Raw genomic sequence first — 25,013 nt, forward strand, 5'->3', positions numbered from 1 at the left:
TAGGTGCATCAATAGCGCCTAACAAGTGCAGATAAAGGTAAATTTTAGGAGTTTATTATGTCCAGTTTAACCATGAGACCCTGCGGCGATTTCCGCACCAGTTATAAACAAGATAATACAATTTTTGAAACAACAACCATCAAAAATGTGGCAATTTTCGCAATTGCCCTATTATGTGCAGCGCCATACTTAGTCGATGCATATTACCTAACCCTATTTATTCAAATTTCATATTTAGGGATAGCCGCACTAGGGCTCAATATTTTGGTCGGTTACACCGGACAAATTTCATTAGGTCATGGCGCATTTTTTGGCTTTGGTGCTTTTGCATCAGCATGGCTCAATATCTCCTTTGGTATTCCTGTATTGCTGTGTATTCCACTGGCTGGTTTTTTAACAATGGCTGTAGGCATGATGTTTGGTTTACCGGCCTCAAGAATTAAAGGCTTGTACTTAGCTATAGCCACACTGGCTGCGCAGTTTATTTTAGAAGACTTCTTTGCCCGTGCTGACTGGTTTTCTGGTGGTTCTGCTGGCTCATCTGCCGACCCAATTAGTATATTTGGCTTTGTTTTTAATAGCGATGAAAGTTTCTTTTATATCGCCTTAGCAGCCTTAGTTATTATGTATATTTGGGGCTGTAATCTGATGCGCAGTCGTGATGGTCGCGCCTTTGTTGCAGTACGTGACCATTATCTATCAGCTGAGATCATGGGTATCAAGCTCAATAAATATCGCTTACTCTCTTTTGGTATATCGTCTTTTTATGCCGGTATTGGCGGTGCCTTATATGCCCATTACTTAGGCTATGTGTCTGCTGAAGGGTTCACTTTATTTATGTCGATCCAATTCTTAGCCATGATCATCATCGGCGGTTTAGGCTCAATTAAAGGCACCTTAATGGGTGTGGTGTTTATGGTGTTTCTACCAGAAGTACTCGAAAGCGGCGTAGGTTTAATGAAAATGACCGACTGGGGCAATATTCCAATGGTGGTTGATGGCCTGGCCTATATCAAAGAAATGGCCATTGGCTTAGTGATTATCTTATTCCTTATTTTTGAGCCGCAAGGCATGGCACACCGCTGGGCACAAATTAAAAACTATTGGAAGTTTTACCCGTTCTCGTACTAATCAATAGACACTAACTTAAGCATATACAACACACATGAGCATCATTAATGCGTAAATAATTGGCAATCTAGCCATAAAAAGAAAAAGGAAATAGTTATGCACAATCATAAGGCAAAATTAACGTCTCTATTAATAGTAAGCGCGCTGTGCACCAACCAACAAACATTCGCTGAAGACTCAGTCTTTGTTGGTCATCTAGCTGATATGAGTGGCCCGACAGCTTTTGTTGGTAAAAATTACGCTGACGGCGTGCGTGATTCCCTAGCTTACATTAACGAAAATGGTGGCATCAATGGCACTAAACTCGAATATGAAACAATTGATTACGCTTACAAAGTGCCGCAAGCGATTGCCGCTTATAAAAAGTGGCATTCGCGTAAAAACATGGTTGCCATGCAAGGCTGGGGCACCGCTGATACCGAAGCACTGATCTCATTTGTAGCCAAAGATAAACTACCAGTATTTTCAGCGTCTTACTCTGGCCACTTAACGGATCCTATGGGTAAAAACCCACATACAAAGAAACCAGCTCCTTATAACTTTTTTTACGGCGCATCCTATTCAGATGCGTGCCGCGGTTTAGTCCAGTGGGCAGCTGAGGACTGGCAAAAAAAGGGGGGCAAAGGCAAACCTAAGTTTACTCATATTGGTGCAAATCACCCCTTCCCTAATGCACCGAAAGAAGCCTGTGCAGAGTACGCCACCGAATTAGGCTTTGATGTACAACCTGCGGTTGTTATTTCGATGAAACCAGGTGATTTTAAAGCGCAATGTTTAAGCTTAAAAAGCTCAGGCTCAAATTACGGATATATAGGCAATCTAGGTGGTTCAGTATTGTCTTTAGTTAAATCATGTAACACCGTTGGTACCGATATTCAGTTTATGTCGAATATATGGGGGGGCGATAAAAAAATATTCCAAGCTGCGGGCGAAGGCATTAAAGATTATGTATTTCCAGCTATGACGCCGTTTTGGACTGATCAAGTACCTGGCATGAAACTCGTTAGGGAGATTTCAAAACAATCAGACCCTTCAGGCCAAGAAGAGCGTGTTCATCATTACATTCGTGGCGTGTGCTCAACATTCTTTATGAAAGAGGCTATGGAATGGGCAAAAGATAACGGCGGAATAACCGGTGAAAATATTAAAAAAGCCATGTATGCCCGTAAAGATTGGGTACCAGCAGGACTTGAAGGCGTATGCCTTGCGGGCAACTGGAGTGAACAAGATCACCGTGGCACTAACCAAGTTTACATTTACAAAGGCAACTATAACGAAGGCAATGTCGTCGTTGAAGAGTTATCACTGGTAACCATTGAGCGCCGTGATGCGTGGTTAGGTTTTTAATAGCTCGTTAAACATAGCAGCGGATGAAGCATCTCGTTATTTTCATCCGCTGATAAATTATTAATTTTTCACGGAGTTAGCTATGTCACAAGCAGCTATAAAAATACAACCTGCATCACCAATTCTAAGCGTTAACAATATTGAAGTTGTTTACGATGAAGTCATCCAAGTTTTACGTGGTGTTAGTTTAGATGTGCCAGAGGGTGAAATAGTCACCCTACTTGGGCCAAATGGCGCAGGAAAATCAACCACCTTAAAAGCCATTTCTGGCTTATTAAAAACTGAAAATGGCGAAGTCACTAAAGGCGACATTACCTTTATGGGCGAACGAATAGACAATAAAAATGCCGAAGATGTGGTGCGCAGTGGATTGTTTCAGGTTATGGAAGGGCGTCGTATCATCGAAGATATGACCTCTCTAGAAAACTTAAAACTCGGCGCCTTTACCCGCAAAGACGCACAAATAAATCAAGACATTGAAATGGTGTACCACTATTTCCCTCGCTTAAAAGAACGCACAGGCTTAGCTGGATATTTATCAGGTGGCGAACAACAAATGCTGGCAATTGGCCGTGCATTAATGGCACGTCCAAAGATGATTTGCCTCGATGAGCCATCGATGGGGTTATCGCCATTATTGGTTAAAGAAGTGTTCGGAATCATAAAAAAGATTAACCAAGATCAAGGTATTACTATGCTGTTGGTAGAACAAAATGCCAACTATGCACTGAGAGCGGCTAATTATGGTTACATCATTGAATCAGGGAAAGTTGTATTAGATGGCACACAAGAGCAGCTTTTAAACAACGAAGATGTAAAAGAGTTTTACCTCGGTGGAGGTAACGAAGAACGTAAAAGCTTTAAAGATCTTAAGTCATATAAACGTCGCAAACGCTGGTTGTAATCAACCTATCTATCTCTCTACTTTTTCTATGTTACTGGAGCTATTATGAGCCATTTTTATCATGCCAATGAACATCAACACTCTGAAACCAGAGAACAAAATTTATTGTCCCGTTTAGCTGACTTTATTACCTATGCAAAAAATAACAGCCCCTATTATCAGGCTATATTAGCGAACATTGATGCCACGAATATCACTACTCGCTCACAACTAGCGACTTTGCCGATCACCAGAAAATCTGACCTTTTAGACATACAAAAGCAACAGCCTCCGCTTGGCGGTCTCGCATCTAAAAGTGGCCATATAAATCGAATTTTTCAATCACCGGGGCCTATTTATGACCCTGAAAATTGCCAGCAAGATTGGTGGCGAATGGGCCAAGCCTTTCATGCTGCGGGGTTTAGAGCAGGTGAGTTAGTACAAAATTGTTTGTCATACCATTTGACTCCTGGCGGTTTTATTCTTGATTCAGGGGCGCGTGCGTGTGGCTGTGTGGTTATACCCGCAGGCCCAGGGCAAACAGATCAACAACTTGACGTAATAGAAGATTTACACCCGCAAGGTTATTGTGGCACTCCCTCTTTTTTAAAAATATTACTGGATAAAGCGCAGGCAACTAAACGTGACGTTAGCAGCCTCAAAAAAGCACTGGTGACTGGAGAGGCATTATCTCATGAACTGCGCGAGTCGTTTAAACAACAAGGTATCAACACCTTACAGGCTTACGCAAGTGCCGATGTAGGCTTAATTGGCTATGAAACCATTGCTGACGATGGGTTAATTATCGCTGAAGATTTAATTGTCGAAATTGTGCGCCCAGGCAGCCTCACTCCAGTCGCAGATGGTGAGATTGGTGAAGTGGTTATTACCAGTTTCAATACTGATTATCCGTTAATCCGTTTTGCAACCGGTGACTTATCGGCTATCAAGCCTGGGCAAAGTGCGTGTGGTCGCACTAACATGCGCATTCAAGGTTGGTTAGGTAGAGCCGATCAAACCACGAAAATAAAAGGTATGTTTGTTCATCCTCAACAAATAGAGCGAATTAGGCTCAGTGTTAAGGGGATAAAGAAAATGCGCTTAGTGGTCAAGCTACAAGATCATCAAGACAAAATGCAGCTATTGTGTGAATACGATCAAGACCAATCAGAGCTAACTAAACTGGAACTCACCGGATTATTGCTAGATAACTTAAAACAATACACAAAATTAAATGGCAGTGTTGAGTTGGTCGAGCTAGGCAGCTTAGCTGATGATGGCAAAGTGATTGATGATCAACGAGTCATCGGATAACCCAATTAGAACTAGGAGTTTTAATGAACAATATAGCCTTTCAAGATTATTACCCCGATGAGCTCAGCCATTGTTATGGCTGTGGCAAAAACAATGAGCAGGGTCACCAATTAAAAAGTTATTGGTATCAGGATGAGCAAAATCAAGGCAATATCGATAAAACTATCGCCCACTTTACGCCGCAACCTTGCCATACAGCAATCCCTGGCTTTGTTTATGGTGGGCTGCTTGCGTCCCTGATTGACTGCCATGGTACAGGCAGTGCCGCTGCTATAGCTTATCGATATGCAGAGCGAGAGATGGGGACTCAACCTGCATTTCGTTTTGTTACAGGGGCTTTAAATGTTAACTTTTTAGCGCCGACTCCAATGGGGGTAGAGCTGCAGCTAATAGGTAGCTTCATTGAAGTAAAACCCAACAAAGTGATTGTCGACATCACGCTATCAGCGAACAACGTGATCTGTGTTAAAGGCAGCGTAATTGCTGTGAAAATGCCAGCGAGCTTTATCAGTTAGCATTCAAAGTTAAGAGCGAACTGCCGTGTTCGCTCTTCAATTCAAAACTTAGCGCTTACCTAGCTTTTTCAGCAGTACACTGACTGATAGCGACAAAGCCATAATCACCACACCATAAATAACTAACATACCTGACGGTGTAGCAAGTTCTATTATTTGCTCGTTTGCGCCCACGCATAAGTTTGTTTTATGATTAATAGCCCCACCACTATCTAAACAGCGGTCAACCAATAAAAACCCATGTAACCACCATACGGCGAACAAGCTCACTAAAACGCCAGCTAAAGATGGCAGTAAATTATTTTTCATAGATAAAAACCAAACGAGAAAGTAAATGTTAGTGCTCTACAATAGCAAATAAAGTACCTAAAAAGATTACGATAAAAGCCTGTTTTTAAGAATAAAAATTAATACTTACGGCGCGATATAGTTAACAATTAAAACAGTTGTTCAGCTAGGATATATATTAATAATAATGAGAACGGTAGAGTGTAATTAATCAGCGTTAGGTTTAAACCAACTCAGCCAACTTTAGTTCATTGCCACGGCTAATTTGATGGCATTGTGCTAACAGTAATTCAGCGGTAGCCATGGCATCGGTAAGTGCATGATGGCAACCATAATGAGGTAGCTCATACCGCGCCCTGCAGGCACTGAGAGTTAAATCGTCTAAGCCTATTTCATAGCCTTGTTGGTGCAGGCGCTTTTTTTCAATCTGAAAAGTATCAATAATCAATAAAGGCTGCACATCAATATTATGTGCTTGAAATGCCTGCTTTAAAAATCCCCAATCTAAAGTAGCATTATGAAACACCAAAATAGCATCCGAAAAATGAGCGCTTAGCTTAGCTAAAATAGCCGCTAAGCTTTTTCCATTAGCGACATCTTGCTGGGCAATTCCATGATAAACAGGACTTTGCTCAAGGCGCAGCACTTCTTTATTTATGGCGTGCTGAGCTTGGCTCAATTTAATGCATTGCTTTTCTATCAACACCCACGCAATCGAGACGATTTCATGCAGTTTTGGATCCAGTCCAGTCAGCTCTAAATCAATTACTATATAGCGCTGTACTAGTGCACTTTGAGCAAGTAATTGCTTACGCGCAAAATAGCGACTCAACCAACGTTTAACCACTTAGCTTGTCCACCTTATTCATAGCAAAACACATATTTATAAACTTCCACGAGCAAACTTAAATGCCGCAGCTTGTTGTGCGAGCTTGAGTAAATAAAACGCTTCTTTTAATTGATGGCGCTCTAGCGAGTTTAACCTATCTGGATTAATACAGTTACTCGGTAGTCCTTCTTCATTTATTTGTGTACGTAAACGTAATTGAGTTAAAAATCGCCAGCAGTCTTTCAAATTATATACATCGTGATTACTTAACAATGAGTGTTTCAGCAATGCATCTAAGCGCTCTTGGGTGTTTGCTCGGCGTATGCCTGCTTTTAACGCATACAAGCGCACAATGTCATTGATGATAACCACACCACGCTTTTTCAAATCAATGTATCTATGTTGCTTAGCATCTTTTTCTAACTTGAATTGATTAAATAACCCTATCGGCACAGAATTCGATTTAATATCCGTTGCCATTGCGGCGTAAAATAATTCGTTGCGAGAAATTCGGGTTAGTTGCTCACAAAATGCAGTGTAAAGTGCCGTTGAGCCTTCAATAAAACGTAAATCAAAAAATATTTTACAGTTGAGCATTGCTTCAGGTGTCGGGCTTTTGATCCAGTTAAAAAAGCGCTCACACCAATCCGATATACTCATTCTGCATAATTCGCTGCTTGCCATAATATTACCTGGGCAGCGTTTAATACCGCACTCAACCAACTGTTCGCAAACAAACTCCCCCATCCGGCGGTAGTAATCTTGATGTTGCTCGCTTAAGTCATCAGGTAGTAATAAGCCGTTATCTTGATCAGAATGCAAGGTTTGCTCTTCACGCGCTTGAGAGCCAAAACAAATAAAACTAAAGCTAGTAGGAGCGGCACCGCACTCTTCTTGGAATAAATATATTAGTCGTGAGGTTAACGCATCAGTTAAACCACTGAGTAATTTACCTATCAACGATATATCATCAATATTATGAGAAAAGCTCCGCAATAATTTAGGTACTTCTGCCGCATAACGCTTTAAATCTGCGACACTATGAGCTTTATAAATACGGCCAATCAATTGAACGGGATCGCTCTTTTGCTGACGTAATAAGTCAGTGCTGGTGATCATGCCCAACGCTTTATGGTGTTCATCCAACACTGGTAAATGGTGAATATTATGTTTGAGCATTAAATGCAGCGCTGAAAAAACACGGTTATTTTCAAAAATAAACTTGGGTTTGACACTCATGATAGTGCTAACCGCTTGTTTGGGATCGATTTCATCGGCTAATACCCGGTTGCGTAAATCGCGATCTGTAACCACACCAACCAAGCGTTCAAATTCTGTCACCATAATCGACGAAACGCCGTGCTCTTTCATTTTTTTAGCTGCTTGGCGAATACTTGCATCAGGCGACAAAGTGACCGCTTTACGTGACATCAGTTCAGATATCTTACGTTCAGACCAACTATCGTTTTGGCTTTTATAATGTGAAGAAAGCAGCCGATTTGCATGCGCGCGAACAAAATACTGCTCAAACGTTTTATATTCACGGCGTAAGTAGTCGAAAGCATCTTGGTTGAGCATATAAACTATGCCCTCTTTTTGCACTTCTAAACGGTTTTGAATTGCCTCGCCGGTCAGCAGTGAAGGAAAGCCAAAATAATCGCCTTGTGCTAAACGAGTGATCACATCGCCTTTTGCATCCACTAAGTCATACAAACCAGAGCGAATTAAAAACAGCTTAGGTGAGGCTGATTGCAGCCATTGCGTTTGGTTTTCACGGGTTAGATAAATAACATCGAGATGTTTTACAAAGTAATCTGTTGCGCTGCTATCAAGGTCGCTAAATGGCATTTGTGCTAGCACAAACTGGGCGACTTCCTGTTGCTCATTATTCATTTGTCTACTCGCAAAAAACAATCGTACGATCACTGTACTGCTATCAACGGTAAATAAAAAGCCCGACTTAAGTCGGGCTTTTGGATCTATCAATATTAATTAATAGAGTATCAGCGTTGTTAGTGAGCGTGAGCTTCACTAGACCCTTTAGGATTACGAATGCCTTCAACCATTTCTTGAATTTCAAGCGGTGTATCAGCGGTAAACTTAACCACGATTGCAGCAACTGCAAAGTTAATAAGCATACCAACTAGACCAATACCTTCTGGTGAAATACCTAAGAACCAATGCTCAGGGCTATTTAGTTCTGGGCTGATGAACTTGAAGAAGATGATATATGCCGCAGTAAAGGTAATACCTGTAACCATACCTAGAACCGCACCTTCTTTATTCATCTTCTTAGAGAAGATACCCATAATGATCGCCGGGAAGAAACTTGCTGCGGCCAAGCCGAATGCAAATGCCACCACCGACGCCACGAATCCAGGTGGATTAATACCAAAGTAAGCGGAGATAACAATCGCAACCATGGCTGCCAACCTCGCTGCGAGTAACTCTTGTTTATCGCTAATGTCTGGTTTTAAGGTCCGCTTAAGTAAATCATGCGATACCGAAGTCGAAATAACTAACAGTAACCCTGCTGTTGTTGATAATGCAGCAGCAATACCACCGGCGGCCACAAGTGCCACGACCCATGCTGGTAAGTTAGCAATTTCAGGGTTAGCAAGTACCATGATGTCGCGGTCAACGTTAACTTCGTTAGCGCTGTTTGGATCATCAATTTTACCTGCTGTGTAGAACATTTTGCCATCACCGTTTTTATCATTAAAAGTGATTAAGCCCGTTCTTTCCCAATTTTTTACCCATACTGGTGCTTCAGCGTATTCAGTACCACTTCCGTCTTTACCATTTATGGTATCAATCATGTTAACACGGGCAAATGCTGCAACCGCTGGTGCTGTTGTGTAAACTATCGCAATGAATACTAAAGTCCATGCCGCTGAAATACGCGTATCTTTAACGCGAGGTACAGTGAAAAAGCGTACGATTACATGAGGAAGACCGGCAGTACCAACCATTAAGGCACCAGTAATAGCAAACACATCAATCATGCTCTTAGAGCCTTCAGTGTATTGTGCAAAGCCAAGTTCAGCACTTAAACCGTCCAGTTTATCAAGTACGTATACACCATCGCTGCCAATTAATGTCGCGCCAAAGCCTGTTTGTGGGAAGAAGTGACCCGTCATCATCATAGAGATAAAGATGGCAGGAACAAGGTAAGCAAATACCAGTACACAGTACTGTGCTACTTGGGTATAAGTAATGCCCTTCATACCACCGAGTACCGCATAGAAGAAGACAATAACCATACCAATGTAAACGCCAGTTTCAATTTCAACTTCTAAGAAACGTGAGAATACAACGCCTACACCACGCATTTGCCCTGCAATGTACGTAAAACAAATGAAGATGGCACATAAGATTGCCACTAAACGCGCGGTGCGTGAATAGTAACGGTCGCCGATAAAGTCTGGCACAGTAAACTTGCCGAATTTACGTAAGTAAGGTGCTAAACACATAGCAAGTAGTACATAACCACCGGTCCACCCCATTAAGTAAACGCCGCCATCATACCCTGCAAAAGAGATGATACCCGCCATTGAGATAAATGACGCAGCACTCATCCAGTCAGCGGCTGTTGCCATACCATTAGCCAGAGGCGGAACACCACCACCTGCTACATAAAACTCTTTTGTTGAGCCTGCTCGGGCCCAAATTGCAATGCCGATATAAAGCGCGAAGCTCAACCCGACAATTATAAACGTGAGTGTTTGAACATCCATTGCTTAGCTCCTATTCGTCTACGCCGTATTTTTTATCTAACGTATTCATTTTGAAAACGTACACAAAAATCAAAGCCACAAAGGTGTAAATCGCGCCTTGCTGGGAGAACCAGAAGCCAAGTTTAAACCCAAAGAAACGCACTTCATTAAGTACATCAACCAGTAATATGCCAAAGCCAAACGACACGACAAACCAAACTGCTAATAATTTAAACAGCAGTGAAATGTTTTCCGCCCAATAAGCTTTTGCTTGTTCTTCATCTTTAAAAGCCATTTTTTATTTCCTCTTTAACATCTGTAAAAAGTGATGTGTTCGATTTATTCTCGGCTATAAACTTAGCAATGCCTGAACAATATTGAATTGAGACCATAGTCGTAACAACAAGTTAACGTTTACGTAAACTGTACTGAAGCGCTTGTTACAAAAAAGTAAAAAACGTTTTCTATCATAATGTTAAGTCTTTCCACTCGGTGATTTTAACTATTCATCCAGGTTATATTGCACACTTGCGACATTAGTCTAATACATCAATAAAACATTAAATTTCTCATATATATCAAATAAATATGTTTATTTTCAGAATACTCACAAAAATTGACAGCTCAAAATAGTGAAAACTTCTGGTATGGTGTGCAATAACATAATAAAAATTGAATAAAAACATGACTGCTGCACTAATTTTTGTCGCTTTAGCGTACATTGGCATATTGTTTTGGCTAGCAAACTGGGGCGATAAAACCACACCGCTGGCAAAACGAATTAGCCATCACCCTTTTGTTTACTCCTTTTCGCTGGGTATTTACTGTACTTCGTGGACTTATTACGGCTCTGTTGGTACTGCAGCTACCAGCAGTTGGAGTTATTTACCCATTCTACTTGGTCCTGCACTGTTGTTTTTTTTCGGACAAGGATTTTTGCGCAAACTGGTACTAGTGAGTAAAAAACAAAATATCACCACCATAGCCGATTTTATCTCTGCCCGTTATGGTAAGCGTCAAACCACCGCCATTATGGTGACTATGATTGCGCTACTAGCAACTATTCCTTATATCGCCTTACAGTTAAAGGCACTGAGCAACAGCTTCTTACTACTACAAAGTGACAATAAAATATCGGGTTCAATGGTCGCGCTTTCTGCCACCCTGATCATGGCAATGTTCGCAATATTTTTTGGCACCCGTAAAGTTGATGTAACCGAATACCGTTCAGGATTAATGCTCGCAGTCGCATTTGAATCAATGATAAAACTACTGGCATTAGTAGCAGTGGCGGCTTTGGCGGTGTACACTTTGTATAATTTACCCACTGCTAATGAAGGACAAATAAAAGAATCTTTATGGCAACATTGGAATAATTTTAACTTTTTAAGCTTTAACTTTATTGGCCAATCACTGATGGCCGCTGCTGCAATCATCTGTTTGCCACGACAATTTCACGTTACTGTGGTTGATAACCAAGACAAACGTCACCTATTTACCGCTCGTTGGGCATTTCCACTGTATTTACTGCTGACGGCAGCAATGATTTTACCAATAGCCACCGCAGCTATTCATCCACAGATCGGCAATAGCTTCTCTCCTGATAGTTTTGTATTGGCACTGCCATTAATGAATGACAATGCATTGCTTACCACGTTTGTGTTTATTGGCGGAATATCTGCGGCGACTGCGATGATTGTGGTTGCCACTTTGACCCTAAGTACTATGATCTCAAATGATGTGGTATTACCGCTGATGCTGCGACGTAAATTCAAACGCAACCTGATCACCAGCAGTTATAAGCCACAAATATTACTGGTAAGACGTTTTACCATCGCCGGTATTTTGATCTTATCGTATTTTTATCAGCAATGGTTTGGTCACGGCAAAGCACTTGCCAGCATGGGATTAGTGGCATTTTCTTTAGTAACGCAATTATTACCGGCCATTGTGGGCGGCCTATACTGGCGCAAAGGCCATGCCTACGGTGTTTATGCTGGTTTATTAGCGGGGTTGATTTGTTGGATATTATTTTTAATGTTACCTATTTTAGATGCAGGTAATACACTTGACACCGAACTACAACAAACCCTTATTACCCGCGGCACACTGATCGCTTTATTTGCCAATATTGGCTGTTATATTAGTTTTTCACTGGGAGCTGATGAGCGGTTAATTGATAAAATTCAAGCTGCAGCATTCGTTAATCCCAAGGAGCAAGCAGTACTTGCAAGACGTTTAAACAAAAACGTGAAAGCCACGGTATACGATTTTAAAGTACTGTTACAAACCTTTTTAGGAGTCCAGCGTAGCCAACAAGTATTGACGCATTTTTCACTAACTCACCAACTCGGAGACAATAACACTCACCCCGACCCTGAGTTTATAGCTTACTGCGAACGCGCCTTGACTGGTGTATTAGGCGCCTCTTCAGCGCAAGCTTTGATCCACACGGTAGCATCGGGCAAGCGTATGGCATTTGAAGAAGTGGTTAACTTTTTTGATGAAACAACGCAAGCACTACAGTTTAACCAAAACCTGTTGTTCACCTCTTTAGAGAATCTCAGTCATGGTATTTCAGTTGTTGATAAAGAGCTTAATCTTGTTGCGTGGAATAAGCGCTACGCAGAAATGTTTAATTACCCAACAGGATTTTTAGAAGTAGGACAACCGATTGAGCAAATTATTCGTTACAATGCCGAGCGCGGCGAATGTGGCCCTGGTGAAATAGAACGCCAAGTAGAAAAGCGCGTGCAACATTTAAAAAATGGTAGTTCGCATCACTTTATCCGTCACCGTCGTAACGGCCTAGTGTACGAAATGATCGGTAACCCACTGCCTGATGGCGGCTTTGTTACTAGCTTTTCAGATATTACCACTCACATTGCCACACAAAATGCACTTGAAGAAGTGAATATGGATTTGGAAAATCGTATTGAAGCGCGTACCCAAGAAATTCGAACTATCAATAAAGATCTCGAAGCACAAATAGAAAGCCGCGTACAAACAGAGCAAGCACTCACTTTAGCAAAACGAGAAGCAGAGCAAGCCAATGACAGTAAAACCCGCTTTTTAGCTTTAGCAAGTCACGATATTTTGCAACCGCTCAACGCCGCCCGTTTATACCTTGCTGCGATAGATGAAAAATCCCTCGCTGATAATAATATCAATAACTTCGAAAAGCTCGGTGCCAGCCTCGATTCAACAGTGCATTTAATGTCAGCCCTATTAGAAATTGCCAAACTTGAACAAGGTGCGATGACCCCCACCCCTCGCCATTTTAGTATTGATGATATCCTCGCACCACTGCGCAATGAATACGCCATTTTAACAAGCGAAAAAGGCCTCAAGCTCACAGTGCGCAGCGGACAGCATATTGTCCACAGTGATATCACCTATCTACGGCGAATTGTGCAGAACTTAGTATCAAATGCAGTTAAATACACCAATACGGGCAAAGTATTAGTAGCCTGTCGTAAACGCAAACATCACCTGCGCATTGAAGTGTGGGACACCGGCCCTGGCATTAGCGAGGTAGAGCAAGCAAAAATATTTAACGACTTCTACCGCGTAGAGGCCTCTGACAATAAAGGCGTTGGCCTTGGCCTTAGCGTAGTAAAGCGTATGGTAGATTTACTGTCGATTCGCTTAGATGTGCGCTCAACCCCGCAAAGAGGTAGCTGCTTTAGTATTGAAGTCCCTTATGGCGAAAGCCAATTTGTTCAGCAAAAACACGTTACCAATAGCTTGTTTGAAGAGCGCTCTGCAATGAATATCGTTGCCGTTGATGACGACCCTGAAAACCTAAACGCCATGGCCAGTTTATTACAAAAGTGGCAAGCTAATTATCAGTTGTTTGATCAAGTTGAAGGCGTACTCGCATACGCAAATGAACACAGCGCACCGGATGTAATATTAATGGATTATCAGTTAGGCCATGAACACGATGGTATTACATTAATTAAAGCCCTGCGGGAAATTTGGCAAACCAATGTGCCGGCAATTTTAATCACCGCAGTACGCGACGTAGAGCTAAAACAAGCGACTAAAGCCGCTGATATTCATTATTTGTCTAAACCAATCAAGCCAGGGAAATTAAAAGCACTGCTAAACCATAGTACGTGAAGGGAAAGGCGCTAGGCAAAAGATTAGAACAGATTGGCGTTAAACAACATAACTAAGTACACCCAACAATCTTATTGGGTGTACTGCTTGAGTTAAATTACCCCGCTGGTGCTTTACTCCTGAGCTTTTGAAACAGCCAGCTTAGGCCAACGAGCGACAGGCCTAAACCAATAAATGATACAGCTTTGAGCAAGCCGGTTAGGCTTGCCATATCAATTAAGAATACCTTCACGATAACCGCGCCGAGAATGCCTAAGCCGACTTTTTGTAGTAGCAACTGTTGTTTTAAATGCCCGGTAATGACCACCAACGCGCCAAGCAATAACCAAATGATCGAATAGCTGTATAGCTCGGCGTCACTGGTCGCTTTATCAAGATAAATGAACCCGCCTTGCCAATATTGGCGGATCAATGTGTTAATAGCTAACACTGCTAATAACCCTGATACACCCAGTACTATTTGGCTAAACTTAGCATTAAGTGGTTTAACTAATTTAGCCAACCACAGTGCAAGAATACTTGGTACGAGCCAGGTTAATAACAGCCAATTAAATAATGGCATTTCACCAACGTAAAGGCGTATAAATAGTGGATTTTCATATAATGCTGTACTTATCAACAACAAGCCAGCGAGTCCCGCAAGTGCAAGCCCTGCAATGCGATAAAGTTTACCCAGTTGCCCTGCGCTGTGTGACCGATGCAAATAAACGCAGCCAAGTGCTAACCAATTACAACTGAGTAATACCTGCTCATAAAAGCTTAAAGAAGTAAGCTGTGGATAATGCCCGACTAGTTGATAGCTGGTCTCGGTGGTGATAAATAATGCTAAGCAATGTAATGCAGCCCCTTCGAGCCAAATTTTCATATCTGTTTGTTGCCACTGTTTTGCGGCAAACCAAAATAACCCAACCGCTGATGGATACACAATTGCGCTCCAATGCATTGAAAATATGGTTAGATCAAAATAATGTGCCGTCCACGGTGCAAAGGTTAGCCTTGCCAGCACCACAGCCACCAGCACTTTAATAGGCCAATGCGGCATAGGCACATCATGGCGTTTCACCAGATAGCTAATAACCAACACTTGAGCAGCCAGTGCGAGAGTTAACCCGCTATCGGCTAATAACATAGTTAAACAAAGAGTTATATTAGCATTAGCGCCAACCCAATAACTAAACTGCTGCCATTGAGTGTGAGCTGTTTGTGCGCGTTTAATTAATACACCACTAGTTACTAGCAACAATACAGTCCATAGCGGATACGCAACGCCTAAGCCTTGCTCGGGTGTTATGGTATAGAGCGTTGCAATCAAGGTAAACACACTAAACGCAGCCACTAAATGAAACGTTAAACGTTTATAGTAACGCGCGCCAAAATAAAGCCCGTATAGACAAAGCCCAACCGCGAGTAATAACCCTACGCCATACATTTCCCTAAATACAAACAAATGATCATTGCTATCGACACTATAACGTTGTTGGCTAAGGACTAATAACATCGCAACCACTAACGCCACACCTTGCCAAAGATCCCAACGACTATTTTGCAGCACTAAAAATAACAGCATGACGATTAAACACACCATCACTATTTGCCATTGTAAGCTCACCGCCTCTGTCATTATCGCCAGCAATAAAGGAATTACTATCGCTAACAATAACGGATGATCCGGCTGTAATTTTAATAATCGCTGTAAACTATGTGGGCGATATTCTAATAAACGCAAAGTTAAACCTAATCGAGCTATGGCAATTAAACCAATAATAGAGAGCAGTGCAAAACCACCAACAATCCAATATTGCTGCGTATTGATTACACTCAGTGCCACCCAATACCAGCCAATATGCCCAGCCCATAGTAAATACCACAGCCAATTACGTTTTACCTTTTGCGCCACTAATACCGCAGCAAAAGTGATAAAGCCAATGTACATCAGTAAAGCAGCTAAATTACCACTGCCAGTATTAACCCAAATCGGCACGCTGTAAGCGCCAACTATGCCAAGCACGGCCAATAAAGGCCCTAAACGCAGCGCCATAGAGCTTGCGGCCAGTGCAATTACTGCCAGCATCACAAACGCCACTGTTGGGCTTAACATGGCATAGCTTGAATAAGCTAATAACGTTAATGCAAAGCAGCTAATAAACCCGCCACCTGCAAGTGCTGCAGGCACGTAATTATTAAAGCCTTCGAAGACAATACCTTTTCTATGTAAATACTCGGCACCGGCAATTAATGCGACACCAAATAAGCCCCCTAAGGTGAGTCGTAAGCTTGGTGATAATAAGCCGGCATCAAGACTGTATTTTGCTAAAAATATACCACCAAAGGCCAGCGCGACGCCGCCAATCCAGGTCATCCAATTTTCTTGGAACTGTGTTTTTAATTTACTAAAGAAAATATCAATAACTGAGGGAGAAGCTTGTTTCGGGCGAGAAGTTGTTATTATAGTCGGTGCGGTGTTTACGTATTTTTTTACCGATGGTTGCTGATGTAAAGTTGCCTCAGCTTGGGATGATTGTTCTAGCGTAAACGGATGATCTACTTGCGGCTCAGTTATATTAGCAGCAATGTCTAGCGACACTTGATGCTGCCCGGTATTGTCTACCATGACTCCACGCAGTTGTTTTTTTAACATCGCAATATCTTGCTTTAACGTACTTATTTGCGTTAAAGCAATAAAACCGGCAATAGAGCCTGCGACTACAACTAACGATAAAATGACTATGAGCCCTAAAACATCGTCCATTTTTCAATCCTTGACTGCTTTTAATATTCCCTTATAACGTAAAGTGTATTGAAAATATACCCAAAAATCTCAGCCTCGCTATTACGAGGCTGAAATTAAAGTAAGATTACTCTACCGAATCAGTAACCGTTCGCTCTAGCGTCATTTTATAGCCAGTGCTGGTTGTTTCATCATGCTCAAGAATTAATATGTAGTTACCTTCTTGGCTAAAGTCCATATCGCCTTGTTGCATGAGTACAATTTGCTGGCCATTATCTTCATAAAGCACATAAGTGGTGTAAATTTCATTATCGACAACCTGATCTTCTTGATCATACTGATCGATGCCATCAATAATATTTTTAGCATCATCTACGGTTTCACCATTGAGGGTAAATACCACATCAACGTCAGTAATATTTTGCCCCGCGTAACTATCAATTAAGTTAACGACTGTCACCTTATGACTGTAGCTACTTGGCGTTAAGGTTTCTTTTACTGTCATCATTCGCGGGCCGTAATCTTTATCTTTATAAAAAACACCAACATTACTTTGCTCGCGCTCAAGGGTTAGTAAAAAGTTATCAACAATTGCATTTCCTTGTTCATCTAACATAGCAATACTGTAACTGTTTGGAGCAAGCTCAATGTAGTTTGAGTAGCTGTCATTAGCGGTTACTTGCGAAGTGCTGCTTGCGCTCCCCCGCGTTGCACTAAAGCTAGTTTGCGGGTAATCATCAATAGTATTGATAAAACGCAATTGCCCTTGGGCATTTTGATGTTTGAGCGTGGTTACGGTATTGCTTGAAGTAACGAGATCTAGCGTAATACCATGTTCTTCAGTGGCGTAACTTGATCTGATCATCGCAACATAACTGGCATCATCATTTAGGTAAATCGAAGCAGACTCAAATAGCACATCAGTACTGCCGCTTTGAGTTAAATACAGTGTGTAATATCCTTCATCAAAGCTTTGCAGTGCCAGTTCGTTTAAATACCGTGGTGATGCAATTAACTCAGCGGTTTCAAATAAGCCATCATCATTTGCTAAATACACATCAAAACTAATATTTTCTCCGGCAATATTAAAGAAGCCTAAATTAATAGCCCCTTCATCACTGCCGGTTGGTAAACTTAACTCACTGAATGTTGGCTCTGAAAAATCGCCATTCATCACCCATAATTGGGTCATGTCGTCTTTTACCGAAACTGCTTTTTCACTGATCGTTATATAACTGTCGTTTGCATCAAGGTACTTAAAGCTCACATCATAGTTATTAGCACTGTAATTATGACGAGTGGTAACGCCACCAAAATCAGTGCCTGAGCGTTCAGCATCTTCGATAAATAAACGGGTGTACGGGCTATTATAAGAGCCATTGTATAATTGGATATAACCACTTTTACTCGAGCTTGAGTCATCGCCAGAGCACGCAGTTAGGGTTGCAAGTAAAGAGGTTGTTAGTGCAGTTTTAAATAACGGGCCACGCATGTAATCAATTCCTTATTGTTAATAGTTTGAATTTGACCATTAACAAAAGCAATAATTCCATGATTTACAAAGCATTACCTCCACTTACAAATATTTACGCAACCGTAAATAAATGTACAAACATGCAAAAAAATGCACAATTTAACACATTAAAACAACAAAAAACCAGCGTAGTTACACTGGCTTTTATGCAAAATATAAGTTTATCGAGTGCGTTTAGAAAAACTAAAACTACCTTCATCAATAATACTGCCCGTTAAATCTCGTGGCGTGGTATAAAAGCTCACATCAAGCTTATTGGCTTGATTATCCAGACTGATGTGGCTAAACCCCCATACAAAGCTTTTTGACCAAAGCAAATCATATTCAGGATATTGGCGTTCTTGAAACTGTGCAAACGGGGTATGTTTACCACGCATTTTAGACGCAGCGCCAGAAATGATCAGCGGCAATTTGCCAACGCTATTACCGGTATCAAACTTTGAGCAATCATCGGTTAGTAACTCTAAGTCATGCTCGTGGCCGGCAATATAACCATCTGCATATTTGCAAAGAGTTGGCATTAGTAATTTACGCAGTACGTGGCCTTCACTATATTTAGTGCCCCCAATTGACCATAAAATATGATGCCCATAAACCAGTTTCCATTTAGCAGTCGAGTTTGCAATGCCTTGTTCAAGCCATATAAGCTGAGCTAGGTCTTCATCGTTTTGTGGCCCTTCATGGGGGTCATGTACTTCAAGATCTGCGCGGCCATCACGTATTGCTTGTTGCTCATCGGCTTCACTGCCATCTGGGTTTAGCGGCACATCATAATAACTTTGCCCTGCCAGTAACATATTAGTATCGAGCACAAAAAATTCTACATCGTTACCCGGCTCCCCCATTTTGTAGCTATAGTAGCCTTTTTCGTCTAGGTAAAAGTTCGCTTGCTCTGCCATCCATTGCGTTTGTACCGCTACGCCTTTGCGCGAGCTTTTCCAATCATGATTACCTAATGCGGAATACACCACTAAATTAGGCTCAGCTTTAAATAATGGCTCAAGCGGCGCATACACTAAGTCGTGTAAACGTTTTTGGTCGTCTTTACCATCATTAGCATCGGCACCATCAGGGTATACGTTATCACCGAGCTGAATAGCAAATTGGCACGCTTTTGTTTCACACAATTTTGCCATTGCGATCCCCACAGCCTGAGCGCCCCCTTGCTCTGTAGCAATCTCAGTGCCTGGATAAATATATATTGGTGCATGGTCAAATTCATCGCGAGGGCGATAATCCTCTAACCAATCAGCAAGCTCTGCGGCTATAAACTGTTGCTTGTTTTTAGGGTTGGTTATGTGTTTAGTTTTTGGATAGTCAACATGATAACCACCATCACCAAAAGCTAAAAACTCAATCTTGTCGGAGGCTTTTTTACTGGTACTTGCGACGTCAGTACTGCTTTGTTTGTTACTTTGAGCTGTGCAACCAACCGTTGCTAAACAAGCGCTTAGTGCAATATACAAAATAGTTTTATTAATCATAATATCCTCAACAATGAGCCTACTGTTAAGCAGGCTCATATGTTCACCTTACAAAGAAGAAAACGTAAAACCTAGCTCAAATGTACGACCGTAAGATTCGTACTGGTAGTTGTAACGTTTTTCGCCGTGATACAAGTACATTGGCTCATCTGTTAGGTTGGTGGCATTGAAATACACGTTCATATTATCGTTTAAGTAATATTTACTGCTGAAATCCAATTGCATGTGGCTATCTTCATAAACCGCCATATCAGCATCATCAAACTGGAAACTCTCACTCTTATATGATGCGCTTAAACGAGTGCTAATAGCATGATTTTCAAAGCCCACAATGATATTTGCCACTGTGTCTGCTTGATTTGGTAATTTTTCATCCGCATCAATAAAGGTTCCGTTTGCACCAAGCACAAATCCTGATTTAAAGGTTTTGTTCCAGTTTAGCTCGATCCCCGTTAATGACGCTTTACCGCCATTAACCATTTGCACTACTTCGTCAAAACCATCCCAATCACCGTTATCTTGTACTTCTTGTTGAATAATAAAGTTGTCGATGTCTTTATAGAAAACACCAGCAGATAACACCCCAATGGAACCAGGATAATATTCGATTGATGCGTCTAAGTTCATTGATTCATAAGGGTCGAGAGCTGGATTACCAACTTCAGCTTTACGCTCTGTAACCATTACACCTTCATCTTCAACTGTTTCAGTTTCAATTAATTGGTAAGCGGCCGAATCGCTAAAGGTTGGCCGCGCGATGGTATTGGTGTAAGCAAAACGGGTAACTAGTTTATCGCTGATGCTATAGCGTAAATTTAAGCTTGGTAAAAAGTAGTCATAATCTTTACTTACTTGCCAAGGCGTTGTGGTAACAGTTTCTGTATCACTTACTTTATCGACTACTAAGTCAACTTGGTTACCTTGCGTTTCAAACTTAGTACCTTCATAACGCACGCCCGCGACAACATGTAACTTATCAATATCCATGCTAACCATCGCATAAGCGGCGGTAATATCTTCATTACTTACATAACTTTGACCATCAGATTCAACTTGTGACTCATTACTATTGAAAGCAAACGCCTCTTTATTTTTTCTCACAAAGGCTTGAATCGCGCCGCGATCAAGGCCCGGTCCAAAACTTCCCAAATCAAAGTCAGGTGCAGGCGCGGCAAAGTCGCTACCAAGAGCATCTAAAAAGTCGCCATCATAAATAGCAACCTTTACATCATTACGCTTTTCGCGATTTTGATGTTTAAAACCAAACTTAAATTCACCATTATTATTTTGCCACACAAAATCACGGCTGAAGTCGAGTTTAAAGCTAAGCTCTTCGTCTTCACTAAGGTTATTGGCCGCTTCAATTTTATCCATCTCAAACAGGCTTAAATCGTGGGCATTAGTCGATTGGCTTAATAATGGAGTATCAACGCGCGCAATGTAGCCCATATCAATATCTTTACCAGCAAAGGTCACATCTAAGCGGTTTGGCTCTTTTTCTTCTGATTTAGAATAACCAACATTATATTCAACAAACCAATTATCTAATTGATTTTCACCACCAAGTACCAGTGAAAGAATACTTTGTTCTTCATAACGGTCTTTGGTATCGCGGTCCATTTCTGCACCACTAAAGTTTGCACCGCTCTCGTTGCTATCTAATAGTTTGCCATCGCTAAACTTATACTCATTACGTTGGCGATACTCATCATCAGAAAAGTCACTATATAGTGTGCGTAAATAATATTTATCAGTGGCGCCGCTGTGTAAATCTAAATTAAGTGCTGCACCTAAACGCTCACGGGTAATTTGATACTGGCGTTGCTCAATTTCTTCAGCGCCAAATAATGAGACCTTGTCGCCAGTTGCTGCATCTTCAACATCAAATTCACTCCAACCACCGTCGGTCTCCATATTACGTGAACCAAAATCACGCTTAAACCACGAAATAGCTGTTGCTACACCTAGATCAAGACCACCATCAAGCTCATAAACATTAGTGTAACTACCTGAAAGCTTCGGGCTAGTTTTTGACTCTAATTCGTTATATGAGCCCTGTGCAGTAAAACTATAGCTTTCACCTGCTTTATCAAAGGCACTTAAGCTTTTTACTTCGATAGAGCCACCAATAGCACTGGCATCCATGTCTGGGGTAACAGTTTTACTTACTTCTAAACTTTGAATTAGTTCACTTGGCAATACATCCATCGCCACAGAGCGAACACCGGCCTCAGGCGACGGCACATTTAAGCCATTAACCGTAACGTTGTTTAAATTTGGATCAATACCGCGAATACCAACAAATCGCCCTTCACCTTGGTCGCGAGCGATAAAAATACCCGGTAAACGCTGTAATGCTTCTGCTGCGTTTTGATCAGGGAACTGGCCAATCGAGTCTGCACTGACTACCGATTTTAAATTAGTTGCGTTTTTTTGGCGGTTAATTGCGCCTGCTTGGCCAGCACTTTGGCCATAAACAATGATATTGTCGATGGCTTCTTGTTGCTCACCAATTATAATTTGTTGTGTAAAAACTTGTGAATCAACCACCGTAATTTTTTGTTCTACCGAGGGGGCACCAATGTAATCAACCACTAGGGTGTAATCACCCGCTGGCAACTTATTAAATGAAAAAGAACCATCGCGGTTACTTACCGTATTTAAGTTTAACTCTTTAACCGATACTTTCGCGCCGCCAAAATACACACTTTGGCTGGCATCAGTGATGCGACCTTGCACACGACCATCCGCTAAGGCTGGGGTCGCATATAAAATACCACAACACGCTAATGCAATACTCGATTTGATAAAAGGGTTCATAATTGTTCTCTTGGTTGCTGCTAATGATTTTGATTGTTTACTTGGCCATGCTTGGCTCGCAGCAACACCCTAAGGGGCAATCATGAAAGAAATATGTCAGTACCCGTTACGTCCTTGATAATTAGCCATTGTAAGGGCATTTTAAGTAGTTAAATACGGCAAAATGAGCTGATTTGACCCCCTGTTTTTATGGTTTTTTAATTCAAAAATCAACAATAATCCGTTTGAAAAGTTGCCAACGTAAAAAATATGTCATCACTGTGAGCTAATCTGACCCTAGTGGTGTTTAAGCTGTTTGCTTATTCTGCCTATCAAATATACCTATTGAGCTGACAATGAATTTATCGTTTTTAAAATTACATCGCTCATTACTGCTTATCTTAGTGGTGATGTTAACCAGCGTATTAACCCTGACACTTAGCTACGGTCACTATAAAGGCCATAGCCAGATCGATTGGTTTGATGTAGGTGGCGAAGGCGGTATTACTGCCATGACCCTGCTGTGGATCTTTTTTATTCTATTAAGTAGGCCAAAGGGACGAGTAACTAACTTATTATTCTCAGGCCTTGCGATTATGAATCTATCGATGACCCTCGATTTTATTGATGAATTTGTATATTACAGCAATGAACAAGCATGGCTCAGTACTATTGAATCCATTCCTGCACCATTTGGGATGATTTTAATGACCATGGCTTTGTATCATTGGCACCAAGAGCAAATGACCATTAATCAACAATTACGTAATCGCGAGCGCTTTTATCGAGAGCATCAACTCAGTGATGCTATCAGCGGACTAGCTAGCGCCGATTATATGAAAAGCCAGATCAGCCGCGAGCTAAATTTGCTCCACCATAGCCTGCATGGATTTTCATTACTGATGTTAGATATTGCTCAGTTTGATCGGTTTAATCGTCAATTTGGTGATGCAGAAGGCGATAAGCTGTTACAAGAGTTTGCTCAAGTGATCACCTTGAATGTACGTGAACAAGATTTAGTCTGCCGTTACGCCAGTGATTGCTTTATTGTCATGTTGCCCAATACCGAACTCGCTGTCGCAGAGCAGCTAAGCGTATCGTTAGTCAGTGCTTTAGAAGCGTTTTCGTTTAATAGCAGCGACAAAGCAGTGAGCTACAAACAAAAAGTACACACCAGTTTAGTAGCCGCAACGCACCGTGATTCGACCTCTGGTTTACTCAGTCAATTGCATCAAAAATTACTAACGAACAAAAACTTACATGGACATACTGCGTGAGTGCAAGCCTTAGTAACAGCAGTTATATCGACTCTCCTTATCAAGGTTTACAGTCATGGGCAGCGCAATTAGTTGATTTAGCCAAACACCGAGGGGTACACCCTGATAAGTTACTCAAAGGAACTCGATTATTTTATCAAGATTTTGCAGCTGGAACGGCTTCGATCAGTGTTGAGCAATTTTATCGATTACAAGAAAACTGTCGTCAATTTGATAATCAACACCAACTCAGTTTTTTACTAGGGCGAAAACTACTTAATCACAATCCGTTATATAGCGCATTTTCTCAAGCAGAAAGTTTACGCACACTGCAAAAACTACTCACACGCACTCCTTTGCATGGCTTTAACTTATTTAATGCCGAACATAAATACCATCAAGGCCGACATTACTTCATTATCAACCTCAGCTTCGGGGCAATAAATGCAGCCGTAGAACAATTTTGCTGCGAATTATTTGCCAGTTTTATCGCTGCAACATGTAAATGGCGAATAGGTAATAACAGTGATTTATGTTTTTCGTTTCCCTATGCGCAGCCCTCACACATAGAGCAATATCAAACTAACCTACAAGCCAACTGCAAGTTTTCACAACAATTATTTATGGTCAGTATTAGTGATGAACTTTATAACAAACACTTAATAGATAGCTGTCCGAGCCTGCTGCAGCAATCATTAGCAACCATAAAGCAGCACCCTTTACCCGCTGCGCCTTGGCTGCAATTAGTGCGTAATCATATTAGTGCTCAACCACAACAAAACCTCGAAACAGTTGCCCAGCATTTCGCTATGAGCCCCGCCACTTTTAAGCGAAAACTAAAACAACATCATACTCGTTTTAGCGCCTTGCAAGATTGTATCAATCGCCAAACCGCGGTGTTTAATATCGCCACTTTAGCGCAAAGTAACGAAACCCTAGCAGGCGAACTTAACTTTAGCGACTTAACTAACTTTCGCCGCGCATTTAAACGCTGGACTGGGACGACTCCCTCACAGCTGAGAGAATTGATTAACGAACATTAAGTTAACACTTGTAATTAAAGT

Annotated in this window: 17 protein-coding genes; 8 read left to right on the top strand and 9 right to left on the bottom strand. The window is 41.4% G+C overall.

All coding sequences use genetic code 11. The annotated features are described in order from the left end of the window. The first annotated feature begins 57 nt into the window (after nucleotides 1-57). The 5 genes from H5200_RS09560 (at nucleotide 58) to H5200_RS09580 (ending at nucleotide 5,190) form a co-directional block, all read left to right on the top strand. A complete protein-coding gene (locus tag H5200_RS09560) occupies nucleotides 58-1,131 on the top strand; it encodes a branched-chain amino acid ABC transporter permease (protein ID WP_149982122.1) in 1,074 nt (357 codons plus the stop codon). A gap of 96 nt (nucleotides 1,132-1,227) precedes the next feature. Then, on the top strand, nucleotides 1,228-2,478 hold the full coding sequence (locus H5200_RS09565) for an ABC transporter substrate-binding protein (protein WP_182761375.1): 1,251 nt from the start codon (nucleotides 1,228-1,230) through the stop codon (nucleotides 2,476-2,478). Nucleotides 2,479-2,560: 82 nt separating this feature from the next. After that, on the top strand, nucleotides 2,561-3,382 hold the full coding sequence (locus H5200_RS09570; protein WP_145235336.1) for an ABC transporter ATP-binding protein: 822 nt from the start codon (nucleotides 2,561-2,563) through the stop codon (nucleotides 3,380-3,382). A 45-nt stretch (nucleotides 3,383-3,427) separates the two neighbouring features. Beyond that, nucleotides 3,428-4,675, top strand: coding sequence for a phenylacetate--CoA ligase family protein (locus tag H5200_RS09575; RefSeq protein ID WP_182761376.1), 1,248 nt, complete (start codon nucleotides 3,428-3,430; stop codon nucleotides 4,673-4,675). Between the two features lie 23 nt (nucleotides 4,676-4,698). After that, nucleotides 4,699-5,190, top strand: a complete 492-nt coding sequence (locus H5200_RS09580) for a PaaI family thioesterase (protein ID WP_145235331.1) — start codon at nucleotides 4,699-4,701, stop codon at nucleotides 5,188-5,190. Between the two features lie 48 nt (nucleotides 5,191-5,238). On the opposite strand, the gene H5200_RS09585 is transcribed toward H5200_RS09580, so the two are convergent. The 5 genes from H5200_RS09585 to H5200_RS09605 form a co-directional block, all read right to left on the bottom strand. Further along, nucleotides 5,239-5,499 (bottom strand): hypothetical protein, encoded by a 261-nt coding sequence (locus tag H5200_RS09585; protein WP_145235329.1) that lies wholly within the window; start codon nucleotides 5,497-5,499, stop codon nucleotides 5,239-5,241. Nucleotides 5,500-5,701: 202 nt separating this feature from the next. After that, nucleotides 5,702-6,325, bottom strand: a complete 624-nt coding sequence (locus H5200_RS09590; protein WP_182761377.1) for a 3'-5' exonuclease — start codon at nucleotides 6,323-6,325, stop codon at nucleotides 5,702-5,704. Between the two features lie 36 nt (nucleotides 6,326-6,361). Continuing rightward, nucleotides 6,362-8,200, bottom strand: coding sequence for a DUF294 nucleotidyltransferase-like domain-containing protein (locus tag H5200_RS09595; protein WP_182761378.1), 1,839 nt, complete (start codon nucleotides 8,198-8,200; stop codon nucleotides 6,362-6,364). Nucleotides 8,201-8,319: 119 nt separating this feature from the next. Continuing rightward, the gene (locus H5200_RS09600; RefSeq protein ID WP_149982128.1) at nucleotides 8,320-10,044 is read right to left on the bottom strand and encodes a sodium:solute symporter family protein; all 1,725 of its coding nucleotides are present in this window, start codon (nucleotides 10,042-10,044) and stop codon (nucleotides 8,320-8,322) included. 10 nt (nucleotides 10,045-10,054) lie between these two features. Further along, on the bottom strand, nucleotides 10,055-10,318 hold the full coding sequence (locus H5200_RS09605; protein ID WP_004586074.1) for a DUF4212 domain-containing protein: 264 nt from the start codon (nucleotides 10,316-10,318) through the stop codon (nucleotides 10,055-10,057). A gap of 389 nt (nucleotides 10,319-10,707) precedes the next feature. Between H5200_RS09605 and H5200_RS09610 the strand changes: the two genes are divergently transcribed. Beyond that, the gene (locus tag H5200_RS09610) at nucleotides 10,708-14,148 is read left to right on the top strand and encodes a PAS-domain containing protein (protein ID WP_182761379.1); all 3,441 of its coding nucleotides are present in this window, start codon (nucleotides 10,708-10,710) and stop codon (nucleotides 14,146-14,148) included. 97 nt (nucleotides 14,149-14,245) lie between these two features. On the opposite strand, the gene H5200_RS09615 is transcribed toward H5200_RS09610, so the two are convergent. The 4 genes from H5200_RS09615 to H5200_RS09630 form a co-directional block, all read right to left on the bottom strand. Then, the gene (locus tag H5200_RS09615; RefSeq protein ID WP_182761380.1) at nucleotides 14,246-16,897 is read right to left on the bottom strand and encodes a DUF2339 domain-containing protein; all 2,652 of its coding nucleotides are present in this window, start codon (nucleotides 16,895-16,897) and stop codon (nucleotides 14,246-14,248) included. A gap of 106 nt (nucleotides 16,898-17,003) precedes the next feature. Then, nucleotides 17,004-18,368, bottom strand: a complete 1,365-nt coding sequence (locus tag H5200_RS09620) for a hypothetical protein (protein ID WP_182739729.1) — start codon at nucleotides 18,366-18,368, stop codon at nucleotides 17,004-17,006. A gap of 203 nt (nucleotides 18,369-18,571) precedes the next feature. Continuing rightward, complete coding sequence (locus H5200_RS09625) at nucleotides 18,572-19,894, bottom strand: metallophosphoesterase (RefSeq protein ID WP_182761396.1); 1,323 nt, start codon at nucleotides 19,892-19,894, stop codon at nucleotides 18,572-18,574. 48 nt (nucleotides 19,895-19,942) lie between these two features. Continuing rightward, nucleotides 19,943-22,714 carry a TonB-dependent receptor gene (locus tag H5200_RS09630; protein ID WP_182761381.1) on the bottom strand — a complete coding sequence of 924 codons (2,772 nt, stop codon included), beginning with the start codon at nucleotides 22,712-22,714 and terminating at the stop codon, nucleotides 19,943-19,945. Nucleotides 22,715-23,049: 335 nt separating this feature from the next. Here H5200_RS09630 and H5200_RS09635 point away from each other — a divergent pair, with 335 nt between their 5' ends. Beyond that, nucleotides 23,050-23,970: a GGDEF domain-containing protein gene (locus H5200_RS09635; protein WP_182731521.1), complete on the top strand. Its 921-nt coding sequence runs from the start codon at nucleotides 23,050-23,052 to the stop codon at nucleotides 23,968-23,970. Continuing rightward, nucleotides 23,967-24,992 (top strand): AraC family transcriptional regulator, encoded by a 1,026-nt coding sequence (locus H5200_RS24350; protein ID WP_182731522.1) that lies wholly within the window; start codon nucleotides 23,967-23,969, stop codon nucleotides 24,990-24,992. The genes H5200_RS09635 and H5200_RS24350 overlap by 4 nt, the downstream gene beginning before the upstream one ends. The last annotated feature ends 21 nt before the right edge of the window (nucleotides 24,993-25,013 follow it).

Origin of the sequence: Pseudoalteromonas sp. SG43-7, from assembly GCF_014164295.1 — a bacterium.
GTDB classification, from domain to species: domain Bacteria; phylum Pseudomonadota; class Gammaproteobacteria; order Enterobacterales; family Alteromonadaceae; genus Pseudoalteromonas; species Pseudoalteromonas rhizosphaerae.

Excerpts from the sequence above, each read along its gene's own strand:
- H5200_RS09560 (WP_149982122.1), top strand. The coding sequence starts at position 58 with ATGTCCAGTTTAACCATGAGACCCTGCGGCGATTTCCGCACCAGTTAT.
- H5200_RS09565 (WP_182761375.1), top strand. The coding sequence starts at position 1,228 with ATGCACAATCATAAGGCAAAATTAACGTCTCTATTAATAGTAAGCGCG.
- H5200_RS09570 (WP_145235336.1), top strand. The coding sequence starts at position 2,561 with ATGTCACAAGCAGCTATAAAAATACAACCTGCATCACCAATTCTAAGC.
- H5200_RS09575 (WP_182761376.1), top strand. The coding sequence starts at position 3,428 with ATGAGCCATTTTTATCATGCCAATGAACATCAACACTCTGAAACCAGA.
- H5200_RS09580 (WP_145235331.1), top strand. The coding sequence starts at position 4,699 with ATGAACAATATAGCCTTTCAAGATTATTACCCCGATGAGCTCAGCCAT.
- H5200_RS09585 (WP_145235329.1), bottom strand. The coding sequence starts at position 5,499 with ATGAAAAATAATTTACTGCCATCTTTAGCTGGCGTTTTAGTGAGCTTG.
- H5200_RS09595 (WP_182761378.1), bottom strand. The coding sequence starts at position 8,200 with ATGAATAATGAGCAACAGGAAGTCGCCCAGTTTGTGCTAGCACAAATG.
- H5200_RS09600 (WP_149982128.1), bottom strand. The coding sequence starts at position 10,044 with ATGGATGTTCAAACACTCACGTTTATAATTGTCGGGTTGAGCTTCGCG.
- H5200_RS09605 (WP_004586074.1), bottom strand. The coding sequence starts at position 10,318 with ATGGCTTTTAAAGATGAAGAACAAGCAAAAGCTTATTGGGCGGAAAAC.
- H5200_RS09610 (WP_182761379.1), top strand. The coding sequence starts at position 10,708 with ATGACTGCTGCACTAATTTTTGTCGCTTTAGCGTACATTGGCATATTG.
- H5200_RS09615 (WP_182761380.1), bottom strand. The coding sequence starts at position 16,897 with ATGGACGATGTTTTAGGGCTCATAGTCATTTTATCGTTAGTTGTAGTC.
- H5200_RS09620 (WP_182739729.1), bottom strand. The coding sequence starts at position 18,368 with ATGCGTGGCCCGTTATTTAAAACTGCACTAACAACCTCTTTACTTGCA.
- H5200_RS09625 (WP_182761396.1), bottom strand. The coding sequence starts at position 19,894 with ATGATTAATAAAACTATTTTGTATATTGCACTAAGCGCTTGTTTAGCA.
- H5200_RS09630 (WP_182761381.1), bottom strand. The coding sequence starts at position 22,714 with ATGAACCCTTTTATCAAATCGAGTATTGCATTAGCGTGTTGTGGTATT.
- H5200_RS09635 (WP_182731521.1), top strand. The coding sequence starts at position 23,050 with ATGAATTTATCGTTTTTAAAATTACATCGCTCATTACTGCTTATCTTA.